This is a genomic window from Acinetobacter lactucae, assembly GCF_013344765.1.
Lineage (GTDB): Bacteria > Pseudomonadota > Gammaproteobacteria > Pseudomonadales > Moraxellaceae > Acinetobacter > Acinetobacter lactucae_A.
Window position 1 is genome coordinate 1 of record NZ_JABVBF010000112.1, and the last position, 11550, is coordinate 11550.

10 protein-coding genes and 2 pseudogenes are annotated in these 11550 nt (G+C 40.8%); 7 read left to right on the forward strand and 5 right to left on the reverse strand.

All coding sequences use genetic code 11. From position 1 onward, the window contains the following. Positions 1–324: 324 nt before the first annotated feature. Positions 325–654: a hypothetical protein gene (locus HUN22_RS11735; protein WP_174729488.1), complete on the forward strand. Its 330-nt coding sequence runs from the start codon at positions 325–327 to the stop codon at positions 652–654. Between the two features lie 850 nt (positions 655–1504). Here HUN22_RS11735 and HUN22_RS11740 read toward each other — a convergent pair. From HUN22_RS11740 to HUN22_RS11750, 3 genes are all read right to left on the reverse strand, one after another. Continuing rightward, complete coding sequence (locus tag HUN22_RS11740; RefSeq protein ID WP_174729491.1) at positions 1505–1912, reverse strand: GFA family protein; 408 nt, start codon at positions 1910–1912, stop codon at positions 1505–1507. Positions 1913–1939: 27 nt separating this feature from the next. Next, positions 1940–2341 (reverse strand): Cu(I)-responsive transcriptional regulator, encoded by a 402-nt coding sequence (gene cueR / locus HUN22_RS11745; RefSeq protein ID WP_174729494.1) that lies wholly within the window; start codon positions 2339–2341, stop codon positions 1940–1942. Between the two features lie 75 nt (positions 2342–2416). Then, entirely contained in the window at positions 2417–4888 is a 2472-nt protein-coding gene (locus tag HUN22_RS11750) for a heavy metal translocating P-type ATPase (protein WP_174729497.1), read from the reverse strand. 166 nt (positions 4889–5054) lie between these two features. Between HUN22_RS11750 and HUN22_RS11755 the strand changes: the two genes are divergently transcribed. Continuing rightward, entirely contained in the window at positions 5055–5255 is a 201-nt protein-coding gene (locus tag HUN22_RS11755) for a heavy-metal-associated domain-containing protein (protein WP_080776980.1), read from the forward strand. 48 nt (positions 5256–5303) lie between these two features. Here HUN22_RS11755 and HUN22_RS11760 read toward each other — a convergent pair whose 3' ends face one another. Both HUN22_RS11760 and HUN22_RS11765 read right to left on the reverse strand, forming a co-directional pair. Then, positions 5304–6263, reverse strand: coding sequence for a LysR family transcriptional regulator (locus HUN22_RS11760; RefSeq protein WP_081174738.1), 960 nt, complete (start codon positions 6261–6263; stop codon positions 5304–5306). A gap of 44 nt (positions 6264–6307) precedes the next feature. Then, positions 6308–6437 (reverse strand): annotated as a pseudogene (locus HUN22_RS11765) (hypothetical protein). Between the two features lie 106 nt (positions 6438–6543). Here HUN22_RS11765 and benA point away from each other — a divergent pair. The 5 genes and pseudogenes from benA to benE form a co-directional block, all read left to right on the forward strand. Then, complete coding sequence (benA, locus tag HUN22_RS11770; RefSeq protein ID WP_174729501.1) at positions 6544–7926, forward strand: benzoate 1,2-dioxygenase large subunit; 1383 nt, start codon at positions 6544–6546, stop codon at positions 7924–7926. After that, a pseudogene (gene benB, locus HUN22_RS11775) lies at positions 7923–8442 on the forward strand (benzoate 1,2-dioxygenase small subunit). Before benA ends, benB begins: the two are co-directional and overlap by 4 nt. A gap of 52 nt (positions 8443–8494) precedes the next feature. Then, positions 8495–9511 (forward strand): benzoate 1,2-dioxygenase electron transfer component BenC, encoded by a 1017-nt coding sequence (gene benC, locus HUN22_RS11780; protein WP_174729507.1) that lies wholly within the window; start codon positions 8495–8497, stop codon positions 9509–9511. A gap of 21 nt (positions 9512–9532) precedes the next feature. Beyond that, positions 9533–10318, forward strand: coding sequence for a 1,6-dihydroxycyclohexa-2,4-diene-1-carboxylate dehydrogenase (locus tag HUN22_RS11785; RefSeq protein ID WP_174729510.1), 786 nt, complete (start codon positions 9533–9535; stop codon positions 10316–10318). 57 nt (positions 10319–10375) lie between these two features. Then, on the forward strand, positions 10376–11550 hold a 1175-nt coding region (gene benE, locus HUN22_RS11790), incomplete at its 3' end, for a benzoate/H(+) symporter BenE (protein WP_174729513.1).

An 11550-nucleotide genomic window follows, 5' to 3' on the forward strand; every position in this document is an offset into this window, starting at 1 on the left:
CAATTAACTCTATCTGACTACAAATTCACTTACTCTTTAAATAATTTTAAATATGCAAAATCGATCACATAAACATAAAATAAGCGCTATTCTTTATAATTCATCCAACCCTAATTTAAGAATTTTTTTCAAAAAAGTAAGGTGTTATTTTTAATATTTCGCACTTATTTAGTTTACTTATTAATCGATTTTCTTACTTGAAATTTGAAAATTGATCAATATATAAACAACTAGAAATCGTAATTTTACTGAATATGATATCCCGTTCCCCCATCAATTCGTTGATTGTCGCTTTCATCAAATAAATCAGATGATGGAGAAAGCATGATGAATGCTTATGTTCGCCCTCATCCAGATGGTTTTAAATCTTATTTAGGCAAGAATCAAAAAACCGGACTCTACATGGTACGAGTGGGTTGGACGGTTTATGAAATGAATGGCAATGGCTCTGTGCTGTACATTGTCAAAAATGAAGATACGATTCCGTTGGATGTAGAAAAGTTTAAAACTGACCGGCCTAAAATTTTTGCTGCTCTTCTAAGCGAAGTTCAGTTTCAACGCAAGAAGCAACTTGCGATTGATCTCCAGCAATCAAACATCCCTTCTTATGACCGTAAAGCCTACAAAAAACGCCGTGGCTTTGTAAACTCCTAAATCTACTTCTTCGTTTGAAACTCATATAGAAAAAGCACCCGAAGGTGCTTTTTCTTTTAACGACCAGTTGTAATTAATACGAGCATACTCAGTATTAAAGTGCTTAATGATCGTTTGCAATGTATGTGGACTTCATGCTCAGCTCCGTGAGCGTATTGATTAACGTTTTCCATTTCGTGTGTCCTTAAAGTTCACACTGATAATTTGCACAAATTTCAAACAATAAGAAATTAGCCAAAAGTATTATATCGAATCAAATTTTGAGCTTACTTTTATAAAAGGTATTTTGGGATTTATAACTAATCTTCTGACCTAGTACGCCTAAATAATTTTTACACACGTAAAGCCTACGCAATTTTTTAGGCATAAAAAAAACCCGCATCTTGGGGAAAATGCAGGCTCTTAGATCTCCCACAACGACCATGAGTCCATTATTAAACTTGAACTTTAAACCGTTAACTTAATGTACAGCGAATAAAAACAAAAATCAATACAGAAGAGTCTGTATATTTAAAATATTTTATTATTTTTACATTACTTTTTCATGGATAGTTTAAAAATATAAGATAGTGCTCTATAAGAAATAGCTTTTACAGACATTAAAAAAGCCCGTTTCACGGGCTTTTCTGCAACGGTGAACATTTTAAGAATTGTGTCTATCCAACTCTTGGTTTGCTCTTTGCTAGCTATATGTAAGGTCTTATCGTATCTTTTGCCCTGTCCCAAGTTTCCCTGTGGATCGAGGAGATATTACGATTACCTTAAGTACAGTTATAGCACATTATTTATTCATGGCTAGTCTTGTTCACGTTTTTTTACAAATGAATAAAATACGATCCAACCTTAATATTTAAAGGTTTTCTACCCCATTTTGATATTGGCGAGCACTATCGCAAATTGGATACCACTTCACTTTTGAAGACACAAAAGCATGAGAAATGACAGATGTCGATATTTCTTCATTAATGAGCCCTACCCTTAAACGCACTACTTCAGGCTTATCTAAACGTTCACTCCAGACTGGTGAACCACAGGTTTTACAGAACACTCTCATTTTATTTGGAGAAGCAAAGTAAACCTGTAAAAGATTTTCACCTTGAACAATATTTAAATCACTTTTTTGTACTTGAGTGATGGCCGCAAAAGCAGCCCCTTGTGCTTTTTGGCATTGCTTACAATGACAAACCATAATCGGATTTAATTCAGCATTAATATTGAGTTGAATGCCATTACAAAGACAAGAAGCTGTATAAGCCATGATTTTACCTTTTTATTTTTATGGGATTTAGCTTATGCCCACCCCTTTTTCAATATGATCTAAAATGGCACAAGAAGCATGCTGGTCGCCACAGCAATCATCAGCTGAAGCCTGCAAAATATTAACCATTTCTTGTAAATGAGCAATTTTTTGCTTTAATTCGGCAATGTGTTTTACGGTTAAAGCTTTCACCTCTGCACTATGCCGATCGGTATTTTTCCAAAGCGAAATAAGCTCTTTCATCTGTTCAGATGAAAAACCTAACTCTCGAGCATGCTTTAAAAAGTTTAAAGTTTTAAGGTCTGTTTCTGAATAAATACGATAGCCAGAAGCAGAACGCTGAGCTGCTTCAATTAAACCGATTTCTTCATAGTAGCGAATCATTTTCGCTGAAATGCCCGAATGTTTGGATGCCTGACCGATATTCATCTCACACCTCAAATATTAAATTTGGTTTAAGACCTGCTGTCATGATCTTAAACCAAAAGTTGATTTTCAGCACCCTTACTGTACTGGCGCATGAAAACGTTTTAAGCGTAATGCATTGCCTAAAACAAAAACCGAAGAAAGTGCCATCGCGCCTGCTGCAAACATAGGTGAAAGTAATACACCAAATGCTGGATATAGTGCTCCTGCTGCAATTGGAATTAGAGCAACATTATATACAAATGCCCAGAACAAATTTTGGCGAATGTTTCGCATAGTTGCTTTACTTAATGCAATTGCGTTCGGTACGCCTTTTAAGCTGCCTGACATCAACACAACATCGGCAGCTTCAATAGCAACATCTGTTCCTGTACCAATGGCTAAACCGACATCTGCTTGCGCCAAGGCTGGTGCATCGTTAATGCCATCACCTACAAAGGCCAAACGCCCATATTGTTTTTGCAGTTGGCGAACTGTGTCCACTTTGCCTTCGGGTAAAACCTCTGCCACAACTTCATCAATGTTCAGCTTTTTGGCAATTGCTTGCGCCGTATGACGGTTGTCTCCTGTAATCATTGCAACCTTTAACCCAAGCTGATGCAAGGCCTCAATCGCAGCATAGGTTGTTTCTTTAATTGGGTCTGCAACGGCAATAATTGCAGCAAGTTGCTGGTCGATAGCAACATAAAGCGGTGTTTTACCTTCTTCACCTAATTGAGCAGCAATCGCTTGGAATGAGCTGGTGTCTAAACCAAGTTGGTGCATATAACGGTCTGCACCAATTTGTACTTTTTGACCTGAAACTTCCGCTTCAATACCTGAACCTGTAATCGAGTTAAATGCTGTTACGGGTAATAAGTTTAAGCCTTCGCTTTCTGCTGCCTGAACAATTGCAAGAGCAATTGGGTGTTCAGACTTGGCTTCGACTGAGGCAACTAAAGTCAGCACATGGTTACGTTCAAAACCTGATTGCACATTAAAGTCTGTCAGTGTCGGTTTGCCTTCGGTGAGTGTACCCGTTTTATCAACGGCAACGACCTGTGCTTCTTGTAAAAGCTGCAAAGCTTCACCTTTACGGAACAAGACACCTAGCTCAGCACCACGTCCAGTACCAACCATAATAGAAGTTGGCGTTGCAAGTCCCATCGCACAAGGACAAGCAATAATCAGTACCGCAACAGCATTCACTAAACCAAAAGTCAGCGCAGGCTCTGGTCCAAAAATAAACCAAACCAAGAAAGTGATTGCAGCAATTAACATCACTACAGGCACAAACCACATGGTGACTTTATCAACCAACCCCTGAATCGGAAGTTTAGAGCCTTGGGCTTGCTCAACCATGCGAATAATTTGTGAAAGCACAGAGGAGCTACCCACTGCGGTTGCCCGAATGTTTAGAGTACCGTTCTGGTTGACCGTACCACCAACCACTTGCTGCCCTACTATTTTTTCAACCGGAACAGGCTCACCTGTAATCATAGATTCATCAATGTAGCTGTGTCCTTCAACTACTTCACCATCGACAGGCACACGTTCACCCGGACGAATTTCTACAATGCTTCCACTGACCACTTCGGCAACAGCAACTTCCACCACTTGCCCATCACGCTGAATGCGAGCAGTCTTCGGTTGCATACCAACCAAATGCTGAATAGCTTGCGAAGTACGTCCTTTGGCTTTTGCCTCAAAATATCGCCCAAGCAAAATTAAACTGACAATCACGGCAGCCGCTTCAAAGTAAACATTGACCGTGCCTTGTGGTAATACATGCGGCATAAAGGTTGCTACAACAGAAAAACTATAGGCAGCTAAGGTTCCAACAGCCACCAGAGAGTTCATATCTGGCGCTAAACGCCATAATGCTGGAATACCTTTTTGGTAAAAACGGCGACCAGGAAAAACGAGCACTAAGGTGGTCAAAACAAACTGTAAAAGCCAGCTATTGTATTGACCAATCGTGTCCATGATCCACATGTGAAAAGCTGGAATGAGATGTGAACCCATTTCCAAAATAAACACAGGTAAAGCCAACACAATCGAAATGATCAAATCTTTTTTAAGCTGATCTAACTCTGACGCTTTTTTATCGAGTTGCTCATCTTGATTTTTTTCAGATGCTTTTGCGTCGTAACCTGCTTTTTTAACGGCGCGAATTAAGTCTTCGACATTGACTGAATTATCTGCCTGTACCCAAGCCTGTTCTGTTGCTAAATTAACCGTAGCATCTTGAACGCCGTCTACTTTTTTAAGGGCTTTTTCTACACGTGCAACACAAGATGCACAGGTCATACCCTCAATAGACAACTCCACTGGCGCAGCTTTTGGCACATCGTAACCTGCTCTTTCAACTGCTTTAACCAACGCTTCACGCTGAATCGGTTGATTTGAATAAACAACCGCTTTTTCTGTTGCCAAGTTAACGTTGGCAATCTCAATATTTTCAACTTTCTTAAGTGCTTTTTCGACACGACCTACACAAGAGGCACATGTCATCCCTTCAATTGAGAGTGTTTCACTATATGCTGGCAATTTTGTGTTTTTTGAGTCCATTAAACACCTCTGCAAATCTGCAAAATTTAATATTCTGTATCGAGCATACAGATTCCCATCATGGGAAGGTCAAGCATATTTTTTTAAAAAATTGGTCTTGACCTTACAATCATGACAAGGTTTAGACTCAGTGTTATCCAAACAAATATCTCGTTCTTGATGGAGTATGAATATGAAATTACTTATTGAAAATATGACTTGTGGCGGCTGCGCTCGTGGTGTGACTGCGACGATTCAAGATGTCGATCCAAATGCAAAAGTAGATGTAGACTTAGTGACAAAAATCGTGACTGTTGAAAGCAGTGAAAGCGTCGATAAAATTACCGAAGCACTTGAAGAAGATGGTTTCCCAGCGAAAGTGCAATAAGTTTTAAAACTGCATAGCTTCAACCTTTGAGGCTATGCCCTGCTTTATTTAAAAGTCGATACCATCTGAATCATCTATCGGATTCTGATCGAGCGTGAAAACTGTGCGTTTATATGGAATACCTTCAAGATCATAAACCTGATAAATACAATCAAATAAAAGCTGTAAGTCTTCACTGCGATCCATTGCGCGTGCTGTAATAAAAATTGGACTGACTGCGCCGTTATCTAAAATCGGAATGTAGTTTAAATGAGGAAAACGGATGGTGTCGGCACTTGCTGGAATAATACAAATCCCTTCTCCCGCTGCGACTAGCCCCAAAGCCAATTGAATTTCCCGTATTTCATGCAAATTTTTCGGAACCAAACTATGCTCGGCAAAAATATTCAAAAGCTGGGTCGAAAAATTAGGCTTTGGCGAAGTGGGATACATAAACATCTTTTCATCAATCAAATCGGCCAGATATACCCCTTCTGTACGCTGAGCTATGGGATGGCTGGTATGTGCAGCAACCACCAAACGTTCTTTACGTAGCAGAATACGTCTAACAGCAGGATCACTAATTCTTAAACGTCCAAATCCAACATCAATACGTCCTTCTTTTAATGCCTGTAGCTGTTCGGTTGTACTTAACTCCATGAGCTGAATATTCAGATGAGGTTGCTGTTGCCGAAATAAATAGATAATTCGAGGCAGTAAACCGTAGAGTAAAGACCCGACAAAACCAATGGTCATACTTCTTTCGATCAGACCAATACGCTTGGTCATACTTTTTATTTCTTCAGCATTCGACAAAAGTTTAACAGCGTGCTGATAAAAAAAATGTCCAGCTGGGGTTGTCTGTAAAGGACGGCTTCCTCGCTCAAACAGTTGAATGCCAAGCTCACTTTCCAAATTTTGAATCTGTCGACTCAAAGGTGGTTGAGCAATAAATAGTTTTTCGGCCGCCTTTGTAAAGCTCTGCTCTTCAACAACAGCCACAAAATACCGTAAATGTCTTAGTTCCATCAGGTTTCCATACCTTTAAGATATAAAAAAATGCAAATTCAGTCTTAGACACAGTTTAAGCATTCTTTTAAGGTATATACAAGCAACAAACCGATGAAGTGTTGAATTGCTTTGTGAAAAAGCCTTCTTGCCAACCTTTCAGTGATTCATCTTCATCAATTCCCGGTTAAACACCCAGCGCACTCAGGCGCTTCATTGACAATATTAGGATATCAAGACCTTGTAGATCGTAGCTAAGGCCTTGGTGACTTCCACACATTTGGAAAGTCGGAGAACGGACATGCCACGTATTCCTGTAATCAATACTAGCCATCTTGACCGTATTGATGAATTACTTATCGATAACATCGATACAGGTGAATTTAAACTTCATCGCTCAGTGTTTACTGACGAAGCCCTATTTGACCTCGAAATGAAATATATCTTCGAAGGTAATTGGGTTTACTTAGCACACGAAAGCCAGATTCCAAATAACAATGACTACTACACCACTCACATTGGTCGTCAGCCAGTCATTATTGCCCGCAACCGTAACGGTGAATTGAATGCCATGATCAATGCGTGTTCACACCGCGGAGCACAACTTTGCCGTCACAAGCGTGGTAATAAAGCAACGTATACCTGTCCTTTTCACGGTTGGACTTTTAACAACTCAGGTAAATTGCTCAAGGTTAAAGATCCAAGTGAAGCAGGCTATTCTGACTGTTTTAACCAAGATGGTTCACACGACCTTAAAAAAGTGGCTCGTTTTGAGAGCTACAAAGGTTTCTTATTTGGTAGCTTAAATCCCGATGTTCCTTCACTTGAAGAATTCTTGGGTGAAACCACCAAAATCATCGACATGATTGTTGATCAGTCTGAACATGGTTTAGAAGTTTTACGTGGTTCATCTACCTATACCTATGAAGGTAACTGGAAACTCACCGCTGAAAATGGTGCCGATGGTTACCACGTTTCTGCTGTTCACTGGAACTATGCAGCAACAACTCAACACCGTAAAGAAACTCAAGCTGCCGATAACATTCGTGCCATGAGTGCAGGTTCTTGGGGTAAACAAGGCGGTGGCTCGTATGGCTTTGAAAATGGCCACATGTTGCTTTGGACACAATGGGCAAACCCAGAAGACCGCCCAAACTTCCCGAAAGCAGCCGAATACACCGAAAAATACGGTGAAGCGATGTCGAAATGGATGATTGAGCGTTCACGTAACTTGTGTCTCTATCCAAACGTTTATTTGATGGATCAGTTTGGTTCGCAAATTCGTGTACTTCGCCCACTTTCTGTTAATAGAACCGAAGTCACCATTTATTGTATCGCACCTAAAGGCGAAGCACCCGAAGCTCGCGCACGTCGTATCCGTCAATATGAAGATTTCTTTAATGCATCGGGTATGGCAACACCAGATGATTTAGAAGAATTCCGTGCTTGTCAGGCAGGCTACGCAGGGATTGCACTTGAATGGAATGACATGTGCCGTGGTTCAAAACATTGGATTTATGGCCCAGACGATGCAGCAAACGAAATTGGTTTAAAACCAATGTTAAGTGGGATTAAAACTGAAGATGAAGGTCTTTATCTTGCCCAACATCAATATTGGTTACAGACCATGAAACACGCGATTGCATCAGAGAAAGAAATTGCTGATCAGGGAGAAACAGCATGAGTGCTCAAGACAAAGCAACTTTAGAAAATATTGCTCAGTTTCTCTATCGTGAAGCTCGCTTTTTAGATGATGAGCAATGGGATGACTGGATTGAATGCTATGCACCGGAATCTTCTTTCTGGATGCCAGCTTGGGACGACGACGATAGATTAACTGAAGATCCACAATCTGAAATTTCACTTATTTATTATCCAGACCGTCAAGGTTTAGAAGATCGTGTGTTCCGTATTAAAACCGAGCGCTCATCTGCAACCATGCCGGACACACGCACAAGCCACAATATTGCCAACGTTGAAGTCGTAGAGCGCGACGGAGACAAAGTCACTGTTCGCTTTAATTGGAATACCTTGAGTTTCCGTTACAAGACAAATTACAGCTATTTCGGTATGTCACGTTATGTGATCGATTTTTCAGGTGATCAACCAAAAATCTTGAGCAAGTATGTCGTTTTGAAAAATGACTACATTAATCAAGTGATTGATATTTACCACCTTTAAGACATACCCCCTCAGTTAAACGGACTGTTGGCTGAGGGTAAAAGTTTCAAATATTTTGTAGGATACATGCCATGTCAAACCACAATATCGCACTTCAATTTGAAGATGGTGTTACACGTTTCATTAACGTAGCTCAAGGCGAAACCCTATCTGACGCAGCCTATCGCCAAAAAATTAATATTCCTTTGGATTGCCGTGATGGAGCATGTGGAACTTGCCGCGCTTTTTGCGAGTCAGGTCATTATGACATGCCAGAAGAAACCTATATTGAAGATGCGTTAACCCCTGAAGAAGCTGAGCAAGGCTATATTCTTGCTTGCCAATGTCGCCCAACTTCCGATGCGGTATTCCAGATTCAAGCCTCATCAGATGTTTGCAAAACAGAAATTCATAGCTTCCAAGGCACATTAGCCCGCGTTGAAAACTTATCAGACTCAACCATCACATTTGATATCCAACTTGATGAAGGTCAACCGGATATTCATTTCCTTGCAGGCCAGTATGTAAATGTTGCAATTCCAGAAACTGGCGAAACCCGTTCATATTCATTTAGCTCAAAACCGGGCAATCGCTTAACGGGCTTTGTGGTCCGTAACGTACCGAACGGCAAAATGAGTGAATTCTTAAGCAAGAATGCCAAAGCTGGCGACAAAATGACGTTTACCGGTCCATTCGGTAGCTTCTATTTACGTAATGTAACGCGCCCAGTGTTGATGCTGGCAGGTGGTACTGGCATTGCCCCATTTATGTCGATGCTACAAGTACTCGAAGAAAAAGGTTCAGAAAAGCCTGTTCGTTTAGTATTTGGTGTCACCAATGACTTTGATTTGGTTGCTTTAGAAAAGCTCAATGAGTTACAGGCTAAATTCCCATGGTTTGAATATCGAACTGTAGTTGCAAGCCCTGAGAGTAATCATGAACGCAAAGGCTATGTCACTGGTCATATTGAAAATGAATGGTTAAACGGTGGCGATGTCGATATTTATCTATGTGGTCCAGTACCTATGGTAGAAGCTGTACGTGGCTGGTTAGAAACTGAAAATATCAAACCTGCTAGTTTCTTGTTTGAAAAATTCTCTGCAAACTAACTCAAGGTGGAGAACTTATCTATGTCAAACCGTCAAAGATTTACTAATAAAGTCGTGATTGTCACAGGTAGTGCCCAAGGTATTGGCCGTGGCGTGGCATTACAAGTCGCAGCTGAAGGCGGGCAAGTCATCATGGCTGACCGCTCTGAATATGTTGAAGAAGTTCTCAAAGAAATTCAGGGTGCAGGCGGTAATGCTGTCACGATTAATGCTGACCTTGAAACCTATACAGGTGCGCAAGCGGTTGTTGCAAAAGCCATTGAACACTATGGTCGGGTAGATATCCTGATTAATAATGTAGGCGGCGCGATCTGGATGAAACCTTTTGAAGAGTTTTCCGAAGAAGAGATCATTAAGGAAGTAAATCGCTCATTGTTTCCAACTCTATGGTGTTGCCGCGCTGTGTTGCCTGCCATGATTAAGCAACAATCGGGTGTGATTGTAAATGTATCTTCAATTGCAACCCGTGGTATTAACCGTATTCCCTACTCAGCATCTAAAGGTGGTGTAAATGCTTTAACGGCATCGCTTGCTTTTGAACATGCCAAAGACGGGATTCGAGTCAATGCCGTTGCGACTGGTGGAACCGAAGCACCACCTCGGAAAGTACCACGTAACGCCAATCCATTAAGTCAAAATGAAAAAGACTGGATGCAACAAGTAGTTGATCAAACAATAGATCGAACATTTATGGGCCGTTATGGCACAATTCAAGAACAAGTGAATACAATTTTATTTCTTGCATCAGACGATGCATCGTATATGACTGGATCAGTCATTCCAGTCGGAGGTGGAGATCAGGGTTAACCCTGATCTTTTTACATAATTGGGTAAATAAAATGATTTGCATGGAGGCAATCACACATGGCAACCCTGTTAAAGACATTAAAAAATGACTGGTCCATATCAGCAACAGTTGCTGGCTTTCTTGCGGTTTTAATTTCTTACTCAGGCCCACTGATTATTTTTTTCCAAGCAGCTCAGCGTGCCCATGTATCCACCGACATGATGGTGTCATGGATTTGGGGAATTTCAATTGGTGCCGCCGTTTCAGGTATTTATCTTTCGATTAAATATAAAACTCCTGTTATTACCGCATGGTCTGCACCGGGTACTGCCCTGTTAGTTACCCTATTTCCCAATGTCTCGTTGAATGAAGCGGTAGCTGCCTATATTACTTCTGCCATCGTTATTTTTTTAATTGGCATTACTGGTTACTTCGATAAGTTATTAAAATGGATTCCGCAAGATGTCGCTGCGGGCATGATGGCTGGTATTCTTTTTCAATTTGGTATTGGTCTATTTACCGCGTCTGATAGCATGCCTTTTATTGTTTTTAGCATGCTTATTGTCTTTTTAATTGCCAAACGTTTAATGCCTCGCTACACCATGATTTGGGTGTTAGCTGCCGGAGTTTTATTAAGCCTCATTTTAGGCAAAATGAATCCGGTTGATGTGAGTTTTAGTTTAGCGATCCCGCAATGGATTAGCCCAGAATGGACATGGAACTCAACACTGAATCTCGCCGTTCCTCTCATTTTAGTCAGTCTAACTGGCCAATTTTTACCGGGTATGGCGATTATAAAACTCAGCGGTTACGACACCCCAGCCAAACCTATTATTACTGTTACCAGTATTGCCTCTTTAGCTGTTGCCTGTGTCGGCGGTATTACCATTGTGCTTGCCTCAATTACCGCTGCTTTATGTATGGGCAAAGATGCACATGAACTGAAAGAAAAACGCTATATCGCAGGAATTGCCAATGGAATTTTTTATATTTTAGGAGGCTTATTTGCTGGCAGTATTGTCATGCTATTTAGCTTACTTCCTAAAGAGTTAGTTGCAGCACTTGCAGGTTTAGCCTTGCTTGGAGCAATTGCCACCAACATTTCTGTTGCCATGAAAAATGACAGTCAACGTGATGCTGCACTTATTACCTTTTTAGCCACGGCATCAGGCATGCATTTCCTTGGATTAAGCTCAGTCTTTTGGGGTATTTGTATTGGTGTAATCGCACATTTCATTCTCACCCCACGTTC

Coding starts and splice junctions, on each gene's coding strand:
- HUN22_RS11755 (WP_080776980.1), top strand. CDS start 5,055: ATGAATATGAAATTACTTATTGAAAATATGACTTGTGGCGGCTGCGCT.
- HUN22_RS11735 (WP_174729488.1), top strand. CDS start 325: ATGATGAATGCTTATGTTCGCCCTCATCCAGATGGTTTTAAATCTTAT.
- HUN22_RS11750 (WP_174729497.1), bottom strand. CDS start 4,888: ATGGACTCAAAAAACACAAAATTGCCAGCATATAGTGAAACACTCTCA.
- benC (WP_174729507.1), top strand. CDS start 8,495: ATGTCAAACCACAATATCGCACTTCAATTTGAAGATGGTGTTACACGT.
- HUN22_RS11740 (WP_174729491.1), bottom strand. CDS start 1,912: ATGGCTTATACAGCTTCTTGTCTTTGTAATGGCATTCAACTCAATATT.
- benA (WP_174729501.1), top strand. CDS start 6,544: ATGCCACGTATTCCTGTAATCAATACTAGCCATCTTGACCGTATTGAT.
- HUN22_RS11785 (WP_174729510.1), top strand. CDS start 9,533: ATGTCAAACCGTCAAAGATTTACTAATAAAGTCGTGATTGTCACAGGT.
- cueR (WP_174729494.1), bottom strand. CDS start 2,341: ATGAATATCGGTCAGGCATCCAAACATTCGGGCATTTCAGCGAAAATG.
- HUN22_RS11760 (WP_081174738.1), bottom strand. CDS start 6,263: ATGGAACTAAGACATTTACGGTATTTTGTGGCTGTTGTTGAAGAGCAG.